This window comes from Candidatus Thorarchaeota archaeon (assembly GCA_013388835.1).
Classification (GTDB): domain Archaea; phylum Asgardarchaeota; class Thorarchaeia; order Thorarchaeales; family Thorarchaeaceae; genus JACAEL01.
On sequence record JACAEL010000005.1, the window covers coordinates 16,590 to 37,717 of the forward strand.

Here is a 21,128-nt window from a genome sequence, read left to right on the forward strand (position 1 = left end):
TTATTAGCTTCTCGCCACAGTTCACGTCTGAACGCGCATGTCCACAGACCGGCATTACGATACCATCATCATAGGCGGTGGACCAGCAGGCTCATCGGCGGCGCTACACCTTGCCTTCCATGAGCGGTCGGTCCTTGTCCTCGACAGGGGAACGAGCCCGATGGCCTTCCACACCAACAGCATCATGAACTTCGCTGCTGGCCCCACCTATTCAGAGGGTCGAACACTCCTCAGGCAGCTGCAGGGCCTTGCTCGATCGGCAGGAGCGCGTTTTCTGGCTGGCGATGTGGTCGAGGTCTCCGGCAGGTATCCGGAGTTCAAGGTACGTACCGACCACAGCTACAGAACGTCAGACCGAGCAGAGTACAGAGCGAAGACCCTTCTGATAGCCACGGGGACGGCAAGGAAGCATCCCAAGGTCAAGGGCCTGTGGAGAGGATGGCTACCAGTTGCAAACGTGGGCAATGCCGCCTTCTACTGTCCCGACTGCGAGGCGCCGCTGTGTAAGGGCAAGAAGGTCTTGGTCGTCAACGCGGGTACTGTAGGCAGTGCACTCCATGTTGCCAACTCACTGTCCAGATTCACCAAGGACATTGAGATTCTCATGACTGAAGATGCATACATACCGCTTGAGAGTCAGGACCTCTCTGTGCTGGATAAGTCTCCTTTCCCTTGGCACCGCGGTACAATTGCAGCAGTCGACTTTCCACGGCCGGGCCGGGTTCAGTCCGTGACACTCAACACCGGACAGAGACTGAAGGCTGAGGTCTTCTTTGTGGCGCATGTCGCCGAACCGAGGTCTCAACTTGCCCAGTCTATCGGTGTACAGGTGGACCAGAGAGGGGCCGTGCTCACAGACCATCGGGGAAAGACGAACATTGAGGGAGTCTGGGCCGCAGGTGATGTGCGTCCAATCACACAGCAGGTCGCCATGGCTGTAGGCACAGGCAACTACGCGGCTCTCATGATTAACCAGTTCCTTGGCAATGACTATGAGTCTGAACAGTCATTTGATCATCCTGACCACCGGTCTCCTCTTCACATGGATTAATCAAGACAGATACCAAACTAAACCATTATAAGAGCAGTTTAATATCGTTAAATCACGCCTGACGCAGGTGGTTGGAAATGGCGAACAAGACGACGGAGATCATTGAACTGCTGAAGAAGCAGATTGACGTGGAGAATGAAGCACTCAAGCAGATCTCGGAAGGTGAGAGCAATGCGACCGAGGCGGCAGTACGACTGGTGTACTTGGACATGCGACTCGACACTTGGAAGCACATCAAGTTCCTCGAGGGCGTTATGGAGGTGCTGTCCAATGCGCCCTGCGACGAGTGGATGGCCAAGGTGGCAAGATACACAGACAGGGTGAAGCTTGAGCGGATGTTGCGCCATATCATTGCGCAGGAGAACAGCATGGCCCGTATCTCGAGGGATGCTGCGAAGTTGATGGACGACCCGTTGGGAAAGATACTGATAGAGCATCTGAAAGAGGACGAAGAACGCCATGAGCGAGACCTTGAGAAGATAATCAAGCTGATGAAGCAGTTGCCGCTTCAGCCGAAGAAGGGGCGGCTGGGTTCAGACATACCGTGTCCAGAGGACTAGGCAGTTCACAAGAGGGTGTCACTTGAGTGCCAACACTAGCTGATGTAGATCCGAATTGTCTGTGTTGTCAGGAGTACATTGAGAGGATGGCCCCGGCCTACCGCGGTGGCTTCCTGAGACAGCAGCAAGAGTACAAGCTCGACGCTCAGGTCGTTGATAAGCTTCGACCTCTGATCGGCGACTACTCGCTGGTGGTAGTCTTCGCTGACTGGTGTGGCGATGCCCGAAAGGCTGTGCCGGTCCTTGCCCTTCTTGAGAAGGAGCTGGGCATCAAGATACGTGCTCTGGGGGGCATGACCAAGCCGCCGTACGGATCCCCCAAGCTCTGGGCAGTGCCTCCGAGCCCGGAGGAGGTTGAACGATTCGAGATAACAAGCAGTCCTACGCTGCTGGTGTTCGACCGTGAAGGACGAGAGATTGGTAGGATGAAGACACGACCGAGGATGACCTCGTCAGTGGAGGCAGAGATACTGAAGATAATCGAGGACAGCAGAAGAACCGGATAGCGCAGTGCTGCTGACTACTGCACAGTGCCAGTTACAGATGAGCCACAGCCAATATGCGCCAGTCCGAGACTCTGCCTCGGTTACACAGGAGTTCGCGACCACCTGACGATGGTCGATAGAATGGATAGATGTGTGGTGGCCAAGATGGTAAGAACCGTGTATCTGTGCGAGGAGTGCGGATTGATGTACAGTGAGAAGAAGTGGGCTGATGCGTGCGAGGAGTGGTGCAGAGTTCACAAGTCGTGTAACATCGAGATTACGAAGCACGCTGTCAACAGACCACGTCTGTCAGTTTGACTGCTGGCTGATGCTCCCGACGCATGCTAGTCCGCCAGACAGACTCCTGACGTGCAAGCATGTTCATGGGCGAGAGTATGTTGCCAGCGAGGTGCATAGATTGAACTTATCTGTTCACCTCATCTGAGTAGTAGTCGGAGTTGACAGAATGAGACTCACCGATGCGCAGAAGGAGCGCTACTCCCGCATGCTCGCATTGAACGGTTTCACTGAGGACGACATGCGTTCACTACTAGACGCACATGTCACAGTGGTGGGTGCGGGTGGTCTGGGAAGTCCCGCTCTCCGTATGTTGACTGCAATGGGTTTCGGACTCATAAGAATCATCGACCGAGATGTGGTTGAGCTTTCGAACATTCAGAGACAGACCGTATTCAATACCCGTGACATCGACAGACCTAAGGCGGAGGCTGCAGCCGACAACCTTGCTCTTCTGAATCCGGATGTTCAGTTCGACCCCGTGGTCGCGTCGCTGGATGCTGACAATGCCGAGCGACTACTTGCCGGTTCGGATGTAATTGTTGATGGACTGGACTCGTTTACCTCCAGGTACGCCGTCAACAGAGCGAGCATATCTCTAGGAATACCGTATATCTATGCTGGTGCAATCGAGAGCTATGGCAATTGCACGACCTTTGTGCCCGGTGTGACGGGATGCTTCAGGTGTCTCGTAGGAGAGCTTGAGGACCGACCAGAGCAATCGTGCGCAGCAGTGGGAGTCAGTCCAGATGTTCTGTCTCTAATTGCGTCAGTCGAGGTCAGAGAGGCTCTTCTACTGAGCACGCACCGCGAGCCGTTGCTGAAAGGGCGACTGTTTGCGGCCGACATGTCAACACTGACCATGGAAACATTCGCGATAGGTCGAGACCATAACTGCCCAGAGTGTTCGCTGAGCGGGCCACAGACGTCCCCCGAGACTGGGCGCGCTTCTGTCACTGCGATGTGTTCGGGGGCCTTCTGCATCACGCCCCGCGAGAGAACTACTGTCAACCTGGAACAGCTCTCTGAGCGGCTGAGAAAGAAGCACCGTGTGCAGCTTATGCAAGAGTCGTTGAGTGTCTTCATGGACGCGCCCCAGAAGATCACTGTCATGCGTCAGGGGATTGCGATTGCACGAGGATTCCGTACGGGTGACGAAGCTCTGAGGAAGTACTTCGAGCTGTTCGTCGATGAGTGAGGGACAGCCCTTGGCCGGAGGGCTGGTTCCGCCAAAGAGACTGCGTGGCGTTATGACTGGACTATCTTGTCTGCTATGCATATCATCGGCTGTACTCCATGGCGAGGCGCTTCAGCACTCCTACCATTGAGGCAGTGTGGCGGTCAGAGGCCTCCGAGATCAGTTCAGTCGCCAATGTCTGTGAGGTCTTGCTCCTGCGACCAATCTCAAACAGGAGGTCGGTGAGCCCGCTCGTGAACAGACGCTGAGCCATGAGCATCGGTCTCATGTTCTTGCCGAAGTCAGAATACCACGCTCTGTCATATTCCAGCAGGGCGCGTCTTGAGATCGAGTCCTGTGTGAGGCACCGGTTGACAACCACCGCAGCATGTCTCGCTGCCCTCATTGCATAGGCTATGCCTCCTCCAGTCAGAGGACTGACCATTCCAGCAGAGTCGCCCACGAGCAGGAGCCCGTCTGTCACTGCACTCGAGAGTGGTCCCCCTGTGGGAACAAGTGCGCCTCTTGCAGAGGAGATGTCCGCGCTTCTTGGTAGAAGTCCGTCGTTCATTAGCAGCCTGGTGAAGGAGAGGAATCGAGCAGGAAGGCCCTTGGCTCGCCGGGCCACGACTCCAAGACCTACGTTTACCGTGTTGCTCTTGGGAAATGCCCAGCCGTATCCGGGGAGACCTCCCACATTGGCGTAGAAGTGATATCTCCTGTCATCGCCAAACGCGCCGTCAAGGAAGTCGCTGGACACGGGTATCTCTGCCACTCTGCAGGCCGTGACCTGTGAGCTCCCCCATCGATTGTTCAGCCCACTCGCTCTTGCGCAGATACTCGCAACGCCGTCTGCCCCAATCACAACTCGTCCCCGGATCGTTCTGCCGTCTGTGAGCCCGACCTCGGTGTGGCCGGCACCAGTCTTCAGATGATGGACCGGTCTGCCAACCATGGGTTCGGCTCCCGCGCTCACTGCCTCTTCGAACAGCACGAGGTCAAACTCAGTCCTGAGTGCCACAGCCATGTCCAATCGTCCTTGGAGCACCACCCGTCGATTCGGTGAGTGAATCACACCAGTTCGGCATACGCCCTCAACGAAGTCTTGCTTCCTGCGCTCAAGATACGGGAAGTCGTGTAACAGAGTGGGTGAGAAGCCGCCTCCACATGGCTTGTCCCGTGGGAACTTCAGTCTGTCGAGTAGCGCGACCGAAGCCCCCGCTCGCGCCAAGTGTCTGGCACATGTGGCTCCGGCAGGACCGGCTCCGACAACAATGACGTCGAACATGATTGAGTCCGTCGTCGCTACCAGACGGTTCTTCATCCTGCCGGTCTCGGGACCAGCCATTGTGCTTTGGACATCGCCAATCTGCTTCTTAGTGATGTTCGCATTATGAATCATCTGCATGCATCGCTCGTTCAGTGCTCATCTGGGAATATCATTGAGAAAGCTCAGACGCTCGTTCAGATCACACTTGGTACTGGTCCTCCTCATAGCTGAGATGCCCATACTCATAGGTGCGATTGCAATTGACCAGTCTGTGGTGAGAGAGGGAGTCTACGCCGGCTTCGCGCTTGTTGAGCAGCAGACCCAAGACGACCTCGTGGCATCGCTCAATGTACTGGACGACTCTATGAAGGTCTTGGGTGAGTCCTACAGGCCTTCTCTAGAGATTGCGTTTCAAGTGTTCGTTGACGAGTATCTGCTAGCAAGCAAGAACCCCCAGCGAAGATATGGCGGTATCTCATTTCACATAGTCAAGAGCGCGCTTGAAAAGTATGGGGCCGCATCAGTGGGGAAGATAGGGTCACAGGACACACGGTGTTGGGTGCGCTCTTCGTGATTGCGTTGCCTTGCCTAGAGGAGTCCTCTTCGCGACGCCGCCAGCGATAGCCCATGGTGGAGAGTCCTCAGGGCTGCAAGAACCTCTGTGCGAGAAGATAGTACGCCTTGATGGTCAGCTCTAGGGTCCTGAGGGGTACCCTCTCGTTGTCTCCATGGGGCAGTCTGAGGATCTCACTGATCCCTATCTCCTCGGAGTGAAGTGCGAAACCGTAGCTGTTGGTCCCAAAGGCACGTCGGAAGAACCGTGAATCGGTGGCGCCTGTGAGTATCATGGGCACGAGTCTGGACGCACCTCCAGTCAGCTCCGAGACCACCTCCTGCATGATGGTCACGAGAGGCGTTTCAAGGCTGCTCATGCTTCCGGGAGAGAAGTCACCACCCTGATCGATTGGCACTCGTTCAATTGTCACATCCTGAGCAAGTTCTCCGAGAGCAGTCACGATCTGAGAGCGCACATACTCTTCGTCCTGTCCGGGCAAGATGCGGATGTCAAGGTCCACTTTGGCCCTGCCGGGAATCACGTTTGTCTTGGTACCTCCGGCGCACACGTTCGGCGAGATTGTCATCTGTGAGAGTGCGTGCAGGAATCTGGCGAGAGCTGGATTTCGCTTGGACAGCAACTTGAGGCTCAGTCCTAGTGTGTGGCTGTTGGAGACCATCAGTCGTGAGACTCTACCAACTTCCATTCCCCCAACAAGCGGCTTCAGAAACTGCGATGTCCGAGCGGGCTGGTAGGCTGCCAGTCTCTTCACTCCTTCCGCCATGCGAGTGATTGCATTAGGGACACCGAATGGCATACTGCCATGACCTTCGGTGCCCGTGAATGTCAGTCTGGTCCACGCAGTACCCTTCTCTCCATACCACAGGACTGCTCGGTCATGGGCCACAGGTTCCCCACCGGGTTCTGTGACCAGATAGTCCACCTTGACGCGCTCAGGATGATGCTTTATCATCCACAGCGCACCTGCCTCCCCCGCGCACTCCTCATCAGACACTATCAGTAGCTTTAGCGTTCCTTTCGGTCGAAACCCATCATTGTGGAGGTGCGCAAAGGCGACAGTCTGGGCGGCGACGATGTACAGCATGTCCAAAGCTCCCCGTCCCCAGACGCAGCCTTCCTCCACTACTCCCCCAAAGGGAGGATAGCGCCATCTTGACTCGTCTTGAACTGGGACGACGTCAACGTGTGCAGGACCGAGCATGAGACTTGGAGCAGACGTGTCCCCTCTTATCTCCGCTAAGAGGTTACCTCTGTTTGGAGATGACTCGAAGACCTCAGACTGTATTCCTTGTGAGTCGAGATACTTCTCTACAGTCCTGATGTTTCGCATCTCATCACCGGGTGGGTTTACACAACGGTTCCTGATCATCTCTTGAAGCAGACCAACTGCATCATCTAGCACTTCACGCACCTGGGCTCCTTGATTACGCTGCTGTAATAAAGGAATACGGAGCAGACGAGTCAGGACTGAACGTCCTCCTAATGGCATGAAGACAGGTATCTCTTGCCGTGATGCGCGCACTCGCACTGGCAGAAGACCGATGGCTGTCCGCAAGGAGGGCGGACCGCTTGGAGAGAAGACAGAGGAAGCCGGCGATACTCTTCTTTGGGTCTATTTGTCGGGGGTCTTGCGCAGCGGGCGGCTCTGTGTGGCGAAAAGCGAGATGGCCAAGTCAATGGAGCGCCCTCAGACGATAGACAGTCAGAAGGAAACGCGACCTTGCGTGTTAGCGCATTCTGTTGACATGATGGCTCAACTCAGGATGCAAGACTTGCGCACCAGAATGCTTATGTCGTGCGATATCACAGACGTGATGCATCCGAGTTGTGTGCCACGGCTGGGTCACTGAACAATCAAGGGGGACCCGGAGGACTCCATCTGCAGTCCGCAATAAGCCGTGTCGGCCGCACCGAGGGTGAACAATGGTGATGCTACGGATACGAGCAGGTCTACGCGCAGCGATAGATCAGTTCTTTTCGCTGACCGCACTGACGCCAGAGAGGAAGCGGGCCATGCACGAACTCTTGGCTGCGGCTTTCATCCTCTTCGCTGCAGCGACACTCGTGTCTGTCTGTGTACTGTACTTCGTGACACCACCCCTGATATCAGAAGCCGACTTCACTCGACTGTCTGCGATATCCATCATCGCCATGGTTGGATTCACTGTGTCGGTGTTTCTTAATCGACATGGGATGAGGCGAATGGGACCAGCATTGTTCCTCCTTGTGGTCATCCTAGTCGTGTTGCTGGGTGACAATCCGGAAGAGGTTGCAACTGGAAGGTCTCTAATCTACTTTGTAATCCCTATAATGACAGCTGGCATTCTCATCTCTCCTCGGGCCGCCTTTGGTGGCGCAGCGGCATCAGGATTGGCCGTGTCCGCCGCGGGTCTTCAGGCTGGACTCTTCCCGAGCATTCCCGCAATCACAGCCTACTTTGCGCTGGCGGTGATCATGTGGGGCTGGGGGAAGAGCCTAGAGGATGCGCTGGTGGCGCTGGGGGAAAGAGAGCAATGGTATCGCTTTCTGACGGAAAGTGCTAGGGACGCCATCATCGCTACGAGCATGGACCTGAAAACAACCTACGTGAGCCCTGCCGTGAAGTCGCTGTTTGGATACGATCCAGAAGAGGTCACGGGCCGAGCAGTGACAGACTTTGTGACCCCCGAGTCGGCTGAGCTTCTCGCTAAGGAGCTAGCAGCAACTCTGTCAGCTGACACCTCAGGGACGTACTATCAGCATGAATGGGCACCATTGGACCTTGACGCAGTCCGGCGCGATGGAAGCATCGCCCACGTGGAGGTGTCAAGAGAAGTGATGCGCGACAACGAAGGCAAGGCTGTCGGATTTCTTGCTGTCGCCCGAGACGTCTCAGAACGAATGGCTGCGAAGAAACAGCTAGAGCGGGCGTACTCTCTCGCCTCATTCTACAACAACATTCTTGCACACGATCTGTCTGCAATGCTGCAGTCGACGGTCATGGGAATCGAGCTCACGCTGACATCAAGTGCTCTCCCAAAGCACTATCGAGGACACCTCGAGGACGCTCTGGCTCAGGCCCAAGCCTGTGCGTCGCTGGTGCAGAACGTGCGTAAACACTCTCGTCTGATTGAGGAGCGTCCGCAATTGGTTCGGACCGACCCTTCTGTGGCACTGACCAGTGCGATAGAGCGGGTGAAGCGGAGCTATCCGGGAAGAGACATAGACATCCGTGTAAGCATGAAGTCTCAGAATCTCTCGGTGATGGCGGACGAGTTTCTTGAGGAGCTGCTGTTTAATCTCCTGCACAACTCAGTGAAGGCTGACACTCACTCTTCTGTCGTCATAGATGTCGCGGTGAGTAGGACGGAGCATGGTCAGGCGTTAATCACAGTAGACGACCATGGCAGCGGCATGGACGATGAAATGAAGAAGTCGGTCATGAGCGTTGAAAGCACAGGGTCTACACAACATGGACTGGGTTTGCGTCTTGTCAGTCAGATTGTTCAGAGATATGGCGGGACATTCTCCTTTGCTGACAGAGTCGCCGGGGACCACACTCAGGGCACAAGGGCTATAGTGCAGATCCCTCTGGCACCGCAGAAGGAGGTCTCTTAGGCTGAGAGCTCGACACGACGTAGGCTGGTAGTACCACTTAAGTGCTGGTCCGTCTGTTGAATTGCCCATGTCCTCTGACTCCTTCACTTCGTCTCCCGAGAATGTCTGGAGAGACCGCTACCTGGCAATACAGGGTCTCTTCTACTTTGCACAGGGTGTCGCCATGGGTGCGCTGCTGTTCTTCCCCGCATTCCTTGACACTTTGCTCATCTCTCCCTTTGAGAGAATCGTGATTCAGGCCGTGATATGGCTCCCATGGTATCTCAAGATTGCATTCGGGCTCCTCTCTGACAACTTGCCAATTGGGCGATTTGGAAGAAGAAAGCCCTATGTGTTTATGGCTGGGGTGCTTGGCATCATCGGCTGGGTCACCCTCCCCATGCACCAAGCCTTCGGCCCCCTCGTCGTCGTCTCAGGAATCCTTGCGTCCTTTGGTACAAGCATGAGCGACGCGACAATCGACGCACTTGCCGTCGACATCACACCGGCAAGACGGAGAGGGGCTATGCAGGGCGCCTCTTGGGGTTCGCGAGGAATCGGCTTCGGCATCTCCGCCATAGCCGTAGGTCTTCTTGCGGAAGGAGGTCAGTGGGTCATCATCTACTCAGTGCCCGGAGTGGTAGTCAGCTTCTCGTGCTTCCTCATCCTTCTCTTCAAGGAGAACCCACTCCCGCCAGATTTCAAACGCGTGAGCATGTCTGTGTACTCCAGTGTCTTCAGACAGAAGAACGTCCTCATCTGCTTGCTCTTTCAGCTGTTCGCGGGAGCAGGTATCGCGATTCTTGCACTCATGCAGACACTGCTTCAAGAGGGTCTTGGTTTCGACCAGATCACGATTGGGATCGTCTTTGCCTTCTTCTCCGTTGGCATGTTTCTTGGTGCGGTAGTGTTCGGTGTGCTGGGGGACAAGTTGTCAGTGAGAGTCACTCTGCCATCTCTGACAGTTGCCTATGCCATAGTGATATTGGCCATTCTGATCATGGACACCGCGAACACCACAATGGTCACAGCGTTCTTCTGCATCGTAGGAGTCGTCAATGGCGGGTACGAGGCAACGCAGATGCGAATCTCTATGGATAACTCGCCTGTCGTTGTCTCCGGGACGGTCTACAACCTCTACAACTCCGTTTCGAATGTCGGGCAGCTTGCCATTGGTGCAATCGCGATAGCAGCACTAGTAGAGGTCATCGGAGACTATCGAATAGGCTGGCAGCTTGCAATTGTCTTCCTGGTGATAGCGCTGGTCGTGGGTCTGAGACTGCTCAGGACGCAGGAGTCTGTGGACACTCCCGAGCCGGGACTCCCTCTTGCTCCCTAGTGCATGTATCGGGTCTGCCAGTGGTCATTACACTCCGCCCATCTGCAGGCCGCATCTCAGTCGTATGGGCCCACTCTCTTGTGGTCCGACCGCCCCGGAGCCATCACAGATTATGTTATATATTATAAACTAGCATATAATAACATTGGTCGGATTCAGTCCGAGGTGCGGAGACGTGGACTCATACATCTACAAGGTGTGCGTCGTTGGCGACCCAGGGGTCGGAAAGAGCGCGACCGTTCTCATGTGGTCGTCCGGGTCGTTTCACCAGGAGTATCAGCTGACTGTGGGAGTGCAGCACTTTACAAGGAGCCTCAACATATCCAGCAACGCGGGTGTCCTGAGCGTGAAACTGATTCTGTGGGACATCGGCGGACAGGCGACCTTCAAGATGATTCGGCCGATGTTCTACAAGGCTGCACGAGGGGTGGTTGTCATGTTTGACCTGACCAACAGAGCTTCCTTCGAGGGTGTCACCAACTGGATTCGAGAGGCTGACTCGAGCATTGGGCGAAGGGTGCCAATCGTTCTGGTAGGCAACAAGGCGGACCTTCCATCCCAGGTCACAATCGACGAGGTGAAGCGTCTTGCTCAACAGATTGGCGCAGTGCCTGTTGTGTCAAGCGCCAAGACAGGGTCTAATGTAGCAGACATATTCCAGATCGTGGCGGAGATGATTAGCCAAGAGAACGAGACCCTGACAACGGCTGCCGAAATGCATCCCGCTCGCACTATCAGCGCTGGAAGCTAAGTCTGGCCCATCACGCGTACTGAGTGTGCTTGGTACCATGGACGTGCACACCAGCATAGAGGTCTCGTCGAAACATCTCGCACTCAGCCCATGTCTTCGGAGGTACGCCTCTGCAGCCTGAGTCTTCCGTCACTGTGGCAGACCTGGAAGAGCAATACCAGTCCCATCATCCCGGGAGTCGCATGACTTCGATTGGTCTCTCCATTAAGTGACGAATGCTTGTGTGTCACTCACCAGTCACAATCTGGCGACAAGTTGTGTGTCTGTCCGGTGCTGCAGTAGTACGCACGACATATCTTCAAGGGAAATACTGTCAGAGATGAGTCGCACTCATGTCTGGATCAGAGCACATCGATGCACACACCCCACTCAGGTCAGTCCTTGTTTCCGACGCCTTTGCGGAACGTCTGACTGAGTGTCATTCAGGTCCGCTTCTTGTCGCCGACTTCGCCTCTGGGGAGAACCATGAAGTGCCTCTCTTCGTTGCGACGCTCCATGAGCACGTCAGATTGAATGACGGAGAATCCTCAATGCCTGTGACATATTGCCTTGATGCACACGTCCTGCGGCTTGAGAGTCTCTTCTACAAGCTCCAAGAGTCGGGAGTACTCGAGTCGTCAAGAGTTGTTGAAGCACGCTTCGAGACCATGTTGCATCAGGCAAGATTCCCGGAGGTGCAGAAGGACTACCTCACGTCCCGCGAGCATGCACTGACAGCAGTGGACACCACGATTCTGGAGTCGGGTCGTCTTACAGAAGGGGTCTTCGACATTGCGTTTCTCAACAATGACGTCCTTGGATACCTGTTCGAGTACTATGCGCATTATGCAGACGCAGAGAGAAGCCTACGTCAGATGCGCGCTACCATTGTAAGCCGCGGTCTCCTGGTAGTCACACAGCCGTGCCTCCTGTACACAATCGACAACATGGAGGTCCTGTCGGCGGCGGGTTTCAGCTACCTTGAAGGGTATGACATCGACTGGTCTAGTCGCACTGTTCGTAGGCTTGAGACTCCAAGCCACACGGAGTCGTGGGACAGAGCGAGGCATTACAGATTCTTGCTGTTTGAAGCCGTGTGATCATGGTCGAATCAGAAGGGCTTATGAGCAAGACCGCCGGGCCAGCTGGGCAAGATGAGTTCCTCGGGACCAACACCGGAATCTGGTGACCGCTCCTCTCCGCCAGTCTCAAGACTCTCGACGCGACTGGCGCAAGTGCTAGTGCTGAGGGAGAGAGCGATTGCATGTCTGGAACAACGAACGCGAGTGTGGAGAGTCATCAACTCTCTGGTCCTTGTAGCGCTGGCACTGAACATTGTGCTTGTCCTCTACGCTATGACTTCGGTCGTTGTCCGGCAGACGCTTGTCGGGGCCAGCCTCATTGACTCCACACCCGTGGGCTTCTACATATTGCCCCTCTTCATCGCACTACCATCAGTTCTCTTGGGATATCATCGCTCAAGATCAGGTCTCTTCGTTGTAGTAATACTGGTGTTGTCCGTTCTGGTCCTGTCACCGTTGACTGTGTTGGTGCACGGCTTCGTGCCGTTTGCTGTGTTGAGTATCGTTGCCATCATTGTGGTTGTGCTGACGGGCAGATTCAGACCAAAGGGGTCAGTGCGCCGTTTGGGTGTACGTGGACTGTCTTGGCTCATAGTCCTGAATCTGCTTGGATTGACGTTCCCTGTCTCCATCTACGTGATGGGTGCAGTGCCGATTGCTCAGGTCTCGTGGCAAGGGGATGGTCAAGTCTATCTCAGCGTGCCTCTCTCGGACTTCGAGTACGCCTTCGTAGACATAGCTCCATCGAGTGGACTCGTTGACGAGCTCGAGTCGGCGGGGTTTGGAGTCGACCTGAGGGTTCGCCCGTCCGATAATGTCTCATGGGGTCGGCTGGAGACCTGGCTTGCTGCCATCAACAGCAGCGCGATTCCATTTGTTGTCACGCTTGACTCCGAGCGGCAGTCGCTTGTTGATGTGAACCCGCTGCACCTTGGAAGTGACTGGCTGCTTGAGCAGATCTTTGATGCTCACACAGACTCGGTGAGTCGGCTCGGGGCAGTGCTCTCCGCTGTGAACATCGACCGTAGCCGCGGCAGTGTAAGGTTTGACATGTGTCTGTCCGAGAGCGAGTGGTCGGCGTTCATGAGCGCTGCACGGAGTGTGAGCCTGGACGGCTTCGGGCGCTTGGTCAGGTCATCCATCGAGCGCATCAATGCGACAACCATCGCAAGCCATTGGGCTGCCCTAGTCTCTCTCGCACATGGTATCGGGATGAGCTGTCAAGCTCTTGTGGAGTCTCTTGTGCTGGATGACCTGTGCGACGATGACACGCTGTTCATGACGATATGCGGAGTGACAGCAGACTCTCTGCGCAGTCTTGACTCGGTGTGTGTACACTCTTCCAGGACCAGATACTCGCTGCACATGCTCGGAGATGTGGGCGAATACCTTGCACACTCAGTGTCCCTCTCTGCTGGTCATGGTTCACCCCATGTGAACTCGTCAGGACTCGTTCTTGGTGTCGCGGGTGCCGTGACGGATCTGTTGGGGCGACCCAATCCCGTGTACGACACCCTCGAGCAGCTGGCTTCAGACGTGCTAATATCGCTTGGTAATGGTGCCCGTGAGGTCACGGTCGAGAGTCTCTCCTCTCTGAGGCTCAGCTTCGGGAACAACTCTCTGGGGAGCCTCAAGGCGCTTCTGACACCAATGGTGCAGCAGCCGGTGACATACACGTTCAGGATATACGCTCTGAGGGCAGTAATGATGGCAATCGACTCGTTCGATGTCCTCCTGCTCTAGAACGCATACTCACGATGGCTGTCTGATGTAGACCTCGAAGACACCGGACCAGATGTCACTGGTGGACTCGGTCTTTATCAGCAGATCTCCTCCAAAGTTGACGCCTGCAGGTCTTGCCGGACTCTTCTTCCAGACGTCGGAGAAGATGACAGAGTGCAGATTGTTCTGGAAGTCGCTTGTTATCGTTCTCAGATGGCTGTCGATGTATGACTCAGTTATGCCCATTCCTGCCAGGTCGGTTGTGGTTCTGAACAGCCTCTCCTCGTGCACTGCCCCCATCCGATTGTCAAAAGTGTAGCCGATTCCGCCCACAAGATGAAAAACCGAGTGCGGGACTCTGTACTCCTCGCCAGTGACAAGAATGTCTTGGTTGCTGAGAAGGATGTACTGAGGAGCAGCAACCATGAATGGTATTGAAGCTGCTTCTACCGCAACCTCGTCGAGTTTCAGGTCCACCGTGAGGAATTCCTGCAAGGTCTTCACTTTTCGGTCGAATCTGAATGGATCAAGTGTCCCAGAATGCACGACGTTGCGGGCCTTTCGAACAAGCATGTCAACGATTCGTTGCACCTTCTTGAGAAAGGCGAGTCTAGCCTCTCTTGACTCGAGCAATTCGCCTGCGGACACGACGAGACGAAGGAACTGCAGGCCCCCGGCATCAGACAGAAGGGTCCTGCTCAGATAGGATTCACCGCCCGCCTCGAGGAAGCCCTCCTTCTTGGCGACCGCCTCCGGAATAGGTCCGTTGACGTAGACCTGTTTCATGTTCTTGTCTTTCTTGGCCTTGAAAAACAACCCAACGTCGAGTCCAGCGTGAGGCATGTCGGTCAATTGTCTAACAAAGGGGCCGTCGGGCACGATCTCCTTGGCCTTCGCCCGTGCATAGACTTGACTGTACTTTGAGAACAGATCCGCTTTGGACATGGGTAGCCCAGCCTTGCTGACTCAGTACTCTCTCCTGTTATTATCTCTTCTCTTCACGAGGACTCTGTTGCATAATTCACGGTCGAGGGGGAGAAGCCCGTCGAATCGACCGCCGCTCTTCTGGGCGGAGCTCGCTCTCGTGTGTGCGACCATCCATTACATCTTGTTTGGGAAGGGTCTGTGTGTCGATCCTCTTGAGCGAACCTTGGACCCGTGAGTAGTGACGTGGTCTTGACAGTCCGAGTCGCGACAGGACTGTCGGGTTGAGTCTGAGTTGCGCGACGAACTGGCGATGGCGCAGACCGGAGTCGAACTTGAGGGTGAGGAGGACCGCAAGGGAGGGTCCACAGTGGGAACTCCGTGGGTCTGCCCAACGACCTCCTCTGAGACCGAATGGTATTCCCAAGCCAAATATGCACGTCAAGCATGAATAGCTGATGACGAGCTCTGGTTGTGTCGTACACTCTATTGTACTCCATACGTGGACGTCACGACCGGACCGTCCTATGCCTCTGAGTGTTACACTAACGACCTTTTCAACGGGGCCACGGTAGTCAGAAGACATATAAGGAGGCGCTAGCAACCGGCGTACAGGGATAGAGTTTCCATGGTCCGAAGGGGTAGATTCACATCTCGGTTCGGACGTAGCATCATTGCTGTGCTTGTGTGCTTCATCTTCACTCTATCGTCCCCCGGCTTAGAGTCAGGCCCTGCGACGGCCGGCCAGTTGGAAGACACCGGCGGGGCCACAGTCGCCACGGAGGGGGGGGGGGAAGGGTGGATGGACTTGCCCCGTTCCAGTCGGTACACGAGGAGTCAGACACTGCACCGGCCGACATCGAGGCGATGAGACCATCAGCGATTGAGAGGGCTGTGCGCGAGTATGTTGAGACCGAGTGGAACACCCAGACCTCTGAGTCACTGGAGGCAGTCAGGAACAACAGCACTGCCAGGTCACCGGAGGAGACTCTGGACACGGTACCCGACAGCTCGGGTCCGAGGGGGGCGGACACCTCAGGCAACGACACGGTAGCCACGGAGGGCATGGTACTCACGTCGGGTCCAGGCACAGGCACTGTGCTCTATGAGGACGCCTGCGACTCTGCATCGGGGTGGACACCAGTGGACGCATCGTGGGGCGGACAACTCCCCATGACCAAGCTACAGACGGGCATCAGCCTGCTGGTTGATGCAGGACGGTACAAGAGCGGCAGCATCCCGTCTGATCCTGCATTCTCACACGGTCCGATGTGGACCAAGCAGCTTGCAAGTCCTTCGTGGTTTCATGAGGGACTGGACCTCGAGGTGTCACTACAACACCAGTATGTATACGGAAAGATGGGGGACGTGGGAGTCGTCGTCTACGACTACTACAAGAACATCGTCTTCCAGGCCTACGTGGTGGACGCATGGTACGGTACCCGTAGCGATGTGTTTGTCCTGTACAGAATGTCTCCGTTCAATGGTGGCTGGACATACTCGAACTATGTCACTATGAGCGGGAGCTGGAGCGGCACAGTCCGAGTCTGGTATGACCGGGCGCAAGATGCGGTCAAGGCCACAGTCCTTGGTGTCTCGTTCGTGCTCCGTACGGACCCCATTGAGGCCGAGCTGAGCAGGTTAGCGGCCTATGTGGCCGTCTACTTTGCCAACAAAGAGTCATACAACTACGACTCGAAGTTCATCGACCACATCAAGACGACGGAGGACACGTCACCTGAGACAGCGTATCCCGCTGAGCCTCTGAGCCCAGCGATGGAAGGACACTGGTTCCCGAGACAGGGGTATTCCAGACTGTACTTCGCTGTGTATCAGCCATACACTGACTACTACTTTAACCTCTGGATTCGGGTCAAGGTGGATCAGGACACGTTCAACCGGAGGATGAAGGTCCTTGTTGATGGAGTGGAGTATTACTCGGGCACGATTCTCAAGTCCACTGGGTTCGACGGTGCAGTGTCCGTGTTGGGAGGTGGCACAAGAAGAGTGGTCATCCAGATTGACTGGGGCGACTATGTGGAGAAGGGGTGGAAGCTCGAATACTTCTGTGCCAAGCGTGTTAACGGCGAACCACTGAGCATGGTCGGGGAGTACTTTCCGCAGCTCAACCCCTCCAGACTCGCCTACAGAGCGGTATCGGGAACCGACACCAGGACAAGCATCAAGATGGAGGCGGACCAGGACCCATATCCCCGAGACCTCACCGTCTACGTCGATGGCGTGGTGAAGTCCTCCATGACCGGGGTCGCCTTCGCCTACGAGGTGAATCTGGGCGACTACCCTGACGGGTCGGTACACGAGGTCGTTCTTCAGCTGACCTACGGCGGTTATGCTGAGTGGGGCAAGATACTCAGCATCAATCGTGTACACCGGTTCAGAGGCGCCGTGGAGATCGACTACATGGAGGGGCATTGTCCGACGCAGGAGGACCTCGATGTGTTAGAAGCATACTACGTGAACATGTACTATGACAGGGTGGAGTTCCATTTGGACGACCAGATTCCATTTCTTGATTGTTTCCACACGGATTACGGACCAGACTACGACTTCCTCGTACAGTATCGTGACCATGACACTACCAGTGACTTGAAGTGGGAGTGGATGGTCTTCTGCAACCTTGTTGCAATCCCGCGCCCCGTATCTGGATATGAACTAGTCGGTGGTGCTCACTATTATGAGAACAAGGGGATATTCATTGGTGACTCCTCACTCATGGAGGAAGCTGTCGTTCTCTCCACCCTATTCTGCATGAATCCACTGGTCTGGGCACCATACTTCCTTACTGCTTGCAGGCGGGTCACGATGATGCACGAGTATGGACATCATATATGGATAGTGGACGTCAACTCAGCGTTCTCTGAGATCTACTGTCCGGATATGTCGTGTACGATGGCTCTAGGGTATGAACGCCTTCTGTTTAATCCGTTCTCCTGCACGTATCCATACTACTGCGAGCATCACTGGTCGATGCGTAGATGGCCGGGATGGTGACATGCTCATGTATGCAGATTCCTATACGCATCACCCATTCTTGCTCGTCGGGGGATACGCCTCGCTCGCATGCCTTGTCCTATGGCTTCTGCTGCGGGGCAAGACCTCTCGAGTCCGCCTAGTTGTCTACATGTCCGGTGCAATCATCCTGTCTACTAGTGGAAGCCTGATAGTCATGTACAGACTCCGAGACCTAATCGTTCTTAGTCCAATGATTCCTGTGCTGGCCCTGTATGTCTTCTTCGCAGTCTGGTCTGCGTTTCGATATAGACCGGACGGGACAGTGGACACAGACACACTGGCCAGCGGCCGGCACATACGCGCGTTCTTCGAAGTGGCAGTCTTGTATCTCGTGTGGAATGTGCTCTTCGTTGCTCTCACATGGCAATCGACAGTCTACGACATGGTCAGCCTCTTTGCGGTCCTGATAGGGCGACTACTCCTTGAGGTCTGGATGCAGAGGAGGAAGCCGACGACATAGGGATTCAAGTTCTGGCTTCTGCAACAGACTCCTTCACGAGTGCCTGCATAGAAGGGCCCCTCACTGAATGGGCGATGTGTGAGGGGGCCTGTCCGAAACCGGAATGGCCCGGACAAGGTGCACGAAGCACAGGCAGAGGGGAGGTAGACGGTAGAAAGGCCTGTTCAAGCCGCCTGAACACCGGTCCTCGTCGATGTCATGCCGACACCTGCAGGGAAGAATGAGGCGTAGGAGAGTCTCATTTCATACCTCCCCATCATCGAGGAAACGCTATGGATGCCCGGGACCAGTCGGCCGTCCTCGAACCGGACTGACTTATCACTCGCGTCGAGCCTTGGAATATGGAAGGCGTCGACGAGTTCACGGGCGAGAGAGTGGACCTCCCCGATTCGCTATTTGTACGCCTCCTGAGTGCCACAGGTGAGGAGGACACTGAGGACGAGCAGGAAACCGGTAACACTCCTCAACCAAGCAGGTCGCCTCCGAAGCATCATTTGCCCGCTGATCTACCATGTTTCGTCCTCACCCGGACCGCGTGGACCAGCCAGCACTGAGTCGGTGTTCACAAGGACGTGGACGTAGAGAGCGTGGGACGACCTCTTCCTGCGACGATTCATGCGGACCTCGGTCCACACTCCTCCCGACTGGTAAGACAACCTCGTGGCGTCCACGGCGACATCGCGTTGAGGAGGTAGCTGGCTCACAAGTCATCTGCACAGAGCGTGGAGAAGAGAGGTGTCGACATGACGGAGTGCCTCGTGGAGCCTCGAGTCGCTCGGTGGACGAGGCAGACCTAGGCAGAGAGAATGTTGGGAGTGAGTCTGAACAGAGCTGTGAACTGCCGGTAGCTGGAGAATGCCCAAGCGTATGATACTGAACCATTACAAACCTTACATTGGTCCGGCAGTCGATGCATGTCAATGAATGATTGTTGACTGTCGTCTTCGGTGTGATGTGTTGTGGGGAACGCAGGAACACCACACCGTTCCTTTTGCACCGATTATGAGCAGACGTCGATGAGATGTGGTCGTCCCGCAGTCTACCGTAGTCACAGGGGAACGAGGCAGCTGGACTCTCGACTTGCCGAGTTGTTACACTTGCTCCTTCTTAGTAGAGATCTTCATGAGGTATCGTGCTTGATGCGGCCTGACCAACGAAGCGTTTCCGCAACCTATTAAAGACAGCTGGCTGGCCATCCTTGTCTCAGGCAGGTCACATAGTGAGTCATGCATCTGCTGAGACGGACGGTGTGATGAATGGACCGTAGACGAAAGGGCGTGGCGTGCACTCTGATTGGTGCTGCACTCTTTCTCTTTTCCCTTGTATTTGTCTTGCCCGTACCTGAGCTCTATCTGGGGTCTCTTGTGACGATGTTCATCGGCGTGGTCCTGATTGGTATAGGTGGCGCCGTCGCAAAGGGTCTTGACTATGGCTTGGACGAGTCCGTTCCGAAGTGCTACTACTGCGGCGGGACTGGGAGGATAGAAGGCATTGACCGTCCGGAGTCCTGTCCCAGATGCGGGGGAACCGGTCTTGGCAGGCCAGATGACCGTCCCTGAGATGTCTTGCAGGATGGTTCGCCGTCCTCTCTCTTCCGTAGCTGCTAGAGGGCAGGCATTCTTCATGACACATGGGGGAGCCAGAACACTCATATCGGTGTCTTTCTGGCTGATAGTGGCAACCCCTGTGACTCTTCTGTTCGAGCGAGTCAGACAGGAGTGTCCGACACTTGCTACCGACCCACACGCGGGTGACCAATGATGCGACCTCTAGTGATTGGGCATCGTGGTGCTCCTCGGCAGGCACCAGAGAACACCATTAGAAGCTTTGAAACAGCATATAGTGCTGGAGCGGACTGGGTCGAGCTGGACGTTCAGCAGACGTCAGATGGTCGTCTTGTGTGCATACACGACTATGATCTCACGAGGCTGTGTGGAGTCGAGGTTCAGGTCGCGGAGACCGACTATGCGGAGCTGTCCAAATACGACATTGGAAGCGGTGAGCGCGTGCCACTCCTTTCACAGGTGTTGGACCTCTGCACGGGAGCACGAGGGGTGAATGTCGAGCTCAAAGTGCCAGGGGTAGAGATAGAGGTGGCGGAGCTCTTGCGAGAGAGAGGTCTGGTGAAACGATCCATCGTGTCGTCATTCTTCCATGCGGCGTTAGTGACCATGCATGAAGTGGCGCCTGAGGTCAAGACGGCAATCCTGTATAACAGCCCCATGGAGGACCCGGTAGAGGCCGCTTTGAGAGTTCACGCGTCAGCAGTCAATCCTCCTGTTGATACACTGGACAGGCGCCTCGTGGACCGTGCTCATGAACGTGGACTCAGAGTCTATCCATGGACTGTGAACGATGAGGCAGGGATGCTGCGCCTCGTCTCGTGGGGTACAGATGGAATCATCACGGATGTCCCTGATGTTTGTGCCAGGGCTGTGAGAGCGCCGTAGTCTGATCCGTCGGACTTCCTACAGTGTTCAGACACGCAGGTGGCGACGTACCATTCGTTACGATGATCTGTTCCCGGACGGGACGAAGAGCGCATTGGAATCGATGATGGTCCCTGTAGTGTTGGTTCTTGTCTTCAGATTCTGCAATCGTGACTGCCTTCGGTTTGTGGCTCTCAGGTGCTGCCCAGCGACTTCAAGAAGCTGAGTATCCTCGGGTAGACCTGATGCCTGATAGGGTTAGCAGCAGCTGCCCAGAAGTCGGACAATCTTGGACATCACTGCGTGGTGCATATACACCTCCGTGCGGGAACGGAGAGCTCGAGGTCAGCTCGACACCTCATGAGACCTCTTCTCGAGGAGTGACCCCAGTGCCGATTCCTGGGAGTGACAAGACT

18 protein-coding genes are annotated in these 21,128 nt (G+C 55.5%); 15 read left to right on the forward strand and 3 right to left on the reverse strand.

The features are described 5' to 3' along the window. The first annotated feature begins 37 nt into the window (after positions 1 to 37). The 5 genes from HXY34_00635 (at position 38) to HXY34_00655 (ending at position 3,591) form a co-directional block, all read left to right on the forward strand. On the forward strand, positions 38 to 1,051 hold the full coding sequence (locus tag HXY34_00635) for an NAD(P)/FAD-dependent oxidoreductase (GenBank protein ID NWF94630.1): 1,014 nt from the start codon (positions 38 to 40) through the stop codon (positions 1,049 to 1,051). A 77-nt stretch (positions 1,052 to 1,128) separates the two neighbouring features. After that, positions 1,129 to 1,611 (forward strand): hypothetical protein, encoded by a 483-nt coding sequence (locus tag HXY34_00640; GenBank protein NWF94631.1) that lies wholly within the window; start codon positions 1,129 to 1,131, stop codon positions 1,609 to 1,611. Positions 1,612 to 1,637: 26 nt separating this feature from the next. After that, entirely contained in the window at positions 1,638 to 2,117 is a 480-nt protein-coding gene (locus tag HXY34_00645) for a thioredoxin family protein (GenBank protein NWF94632.1), read from the forward strand. Between the two features lie 120 nt (positions 2,118 to 2,237). Further along, a complete protein-coding gene (locus HXY34_00650) occupies positions 2,238 to 2,414 on the forward strand; it encodes a hypothetical protein (GenBank protein ID NWF94633.1) in 177 nt (58 codons plus the stop codon). 148 nt (positions 2,415 to 2,562) lie between these two features. Beyond that, entirely contained in the window at positions 2,563 to 3,591 is a 1,029-nt protein-coding gene (locus HXY34_00655; GenBank protein NWF94634.1) for a HesA/MoeB/ThiF family protein, read from the forward strand. 82 nt (positions 3,592 to 3,673) lie between these two features. Here the strand turns inward: HXY34_00655 and HXY34_00660 are convergent, their stop codons facing one another. Then, positions 3,674 to 4,978 carry an NAD(P)/FAD-dependent oxidoreductase gene (locus HXY34_00660; protein ID NWF94635.1) on the reverse strand — a complete coding sequence of 435 codons (1,305 nt, stop codon included), beginning with the start codon at positions 4,976 to 4,978 and terminating at the stop codon, positions 3,674 to 3,676. 34 nt (positions 4,979 to 5,012) lie between these two features. Between HXY34_00660 and HXY34_00665 the strand changes: the two genes are divergently transcribed. Next, positions 5,013 to 5,414 (forward strand): hypothetical protein, encoded by a 402-nt coding sequence (locus tag HXY34_00665; protein ID NWF94636.1) that lies wholly within the window; start codon positions 5,013 to 5,015, stop codon positions 5,412 to 5,414. Between the two features lie 67 nt (positions 5,415 to 5,481). Here the strand turns inward: HXY34_00665 and HXY34_00670 are convergent, their stop codons facing one another. Continuing rightward, positions 5,482 to 6,828 carry a M20/M25/M40 family metallo-hydrolase gene (locus HXY34_00670; GenBank protein NWF94637.1) on the reverse strand — a complete coding sequence of 449 codons (1,347 nt, stop codon included), beginning with the start codon at positions 6,826 to 6,828 and terminating at the stop codon, positions 5,482 to 5,484. 518 nt (positions 6,829 to 7,346) lie between these two features. Here HXY34_00670 and HXY34_00675 point away from each other — a divergent pair. From HXY34_00675 to HXY34_00695, 5 genes are all read left to right on the forward strand, one after another. Then, positions 7,347 to 9,014 (forward strand): PAS domain S-box protein, encoded by a 1,668-nt coding sequence (locus HXY34_00675; GenBank protein ID NWF94638.1) that lies wholly within the window; start codon positions 7,347 to 7,349, stop codon positions 9,012 to 9,014. 67 nt (positions 9,015 to 9,081) lie between these two features. Beyond that, on the forward strand, positions 9,082 to 10,332 hold the full coding sequence (locus HXY34_00680; GenBank protein ID NWF94639.1) for an MFS transporter: 1,251 nt from the start codon (positions 9,082 to 9,084) through the stop codon (positions 10,330 to 10,332). A gap of 175 nt (positions 10,333 to 10,507) precedes the next feature. Then, complete coding sequence (locus HXY34_00685) at positions 10,508 to 11,083, forward strand: GTP-binding protein (protein NWF94640.1); 576 nt, start codon at positions 10,508 to 10,510, stop codon at positions 11,081 to 11,083. A 332-nt stretch (positions 11,084 to 11,415) separates the two neighbouring features. Continuing rightward, positions 11,416 to 12,162, forward strand: a complete 747-nt coding sequence (locus HXY34_00690; protein NWF94641.1) for a hypothetical protein — start codon at positions 11,416 to 11,418, stop codon at positions 12,160 to 12,162. Positions 12,163 to 12,216: 54 nt separating this feature from the next. Next, positions 12,217 to 13,887: a hypothetical protein gene (locus HXY34_00695; protein ID NWF94642.1), complete on the forward strand. Its 1,671-nt coding sequence runs from the start codon at positions 12,217 to 12,219 to the stop codon at positions 13,885 to 13,887. 9 nt (positions 13,888 to 13,896) lie between these two features. Here the strand turns inward: HXY34_00695 and HXY34_00700 are convergent, their stop codons facing one another. Continuing rightward, complete coding sequence (locus HXY34_00700) at positions 13,897 to 14,811, reverse strand: hypothetical protein (protein NWF94643.1); 915 nt, start codon at positions 14,809 to 14,811, stop codon at positions 13,897 to 13,899. Positions 14,812 to 15,588: 777 nt separating this feature from the next. Between HXY34_00700 and HXY34_00705 the strand changes: the two genes are divergently transcribed. From HXY34_00705 to HXY34_00720, 4 genes are all read left to right on the forward strand, one after another. After that, positions 15,589 to 17,802 carry a hypothetical protein gene (locus HXY34_00705; protein ID NWF94644.1) on the forward strand — a complete coding sequence of 738 codons (2,214 nt, stop codon included), beginning with the start codon at positions 15,589 to 15,591 and terminating at the stop codon, positions 17,800 to 17,802. Between the two features lie 7 nt (positions 17,803 to 17,809). After that, a complete protein-coding gene (locus tag HXY34_00710; protein NWF94645.1) occupies positions 17,810 to 18,283 on the forward strand; it encodes a hypothetical protein in 474 nt (157 codons plus the stop codon). 1,256 nt (positions 18,284 to 19,539) lie between these two features. Beyond that, complete coding sequence (locus tag HXY34_00715; protein ID NWF94646.1) at positions 19,540 to 19,842, forward strand: hypothetical protein; 303 nt, start codon at positions 19,540 to 19,542, stop codon at positions 19,840 to 19,842. A gap of 198 nt (positions 19,843 to 20,040) precedes the next feature. Beyond that, positions 20,041 to 20,733, forward strand: a complete 693-nt coding sequence (locus HXY34_00720) for a glycerophosphodiester phosphodiesterase (protein NWF94647.1) — start codon at positions 20,041 to 20,043, stop codon at positions 20,731 to 20,733. The last annotated feature ends 395 nt before the right edge of the window (positions 20,734 to 21,128 follow it).

Excerpts from the sequence above, each read along its gene's own strand:
- HXY34_00635 (NWF94630.1), top strand. The coding sequence starts at position 38 with ATGTCCACAGACCGGCATTACGATACCATCATCATAGGCGGTGGACCA.
- HXY34_00640 (NWF94631.1), top strand. The coding sequence starts at position 1,129 with ATGGCGAACAAGACGACGGAGATCATTGAACTGCTGAAGAAGCAGATT.
- HXY34_00650 (NWF94633.1), top strand. The coding sequence starts at position 2,238 with ATGGATAGATGTGTGGTGGCCAAGATGGTAAGAACCGTGTATCTGTGC.
- HXY34_00655 (NWF94634.1), top strand. The coding sequence starts at position 2,563 with ATGAGACTCACCGATGCGCAGAAGGAGCGCTACTCCCGCATGCTCGCA.
- HXY34_00660 (NWF94635.1), bottom strand. The coding sequence starts at position 4,978 with ATGCAGATGATTCATAATGCGAACATCACTAAGAAGCAGATTGGCGAT.
- HXY34_00675 (NWF94638.1), top strand. The coding sequence starts at position 7,347 with ATGCTACGGATACGAGCAGGTCTACGCGCAGCGATAGATCAGTTCTTT.
- HXY34_00680 (NWF94639.1), top strand. The coding sequence starts at position 9,082 with ATGTCCTCTGACTCCTTCACTTCGTCTCCCGAGAATGTCTGGAGAGAC.
- HXY34_00690 (NWF94641.1), top strand. The coding sequence starts at position 11,416 with ATGTCTGGATCAGAGCACATCGATGCACACACCCCACTCAGGTCAGTC.
- HXY34_00695 (NWF94642.1), top strand. The coding sequence starts at position 12,217 with ATGAGTTCCTCGGGACCAACACCGGAATCTGGTGACCGCTCCTCTCCG.
- HXY34_00700 (NWF94643.1), bottom strand. The coding sequence starts at position 14,811 with ATGTCCAAAGCGGATCTGTTCTCAAAGTACAGTCAAGTCTATGCACGG.
- HXY34_00710 (NWF94645.1), top strand. The coding sequence starts at position 17,810 with ATGTATGCAGATTCCTATACGCATCACCCATTCTTGCTCGTCGGGGGA.
- HXY34_00715 (NWF94646.1), top strand. The coding sequence starts at position 19,540 with ATGGACCGTAGACGAAAGGGCGTGGCGTGCACTCTGATTGGTGCTGCA.
- HXY34_00720 (NWF94647.1), top strand. The coding sequence starts at position 20,041 with ATGATGCGACCTCTAGTGATTGGGCATCGTGGTGCTCCTCGGCAGGCA.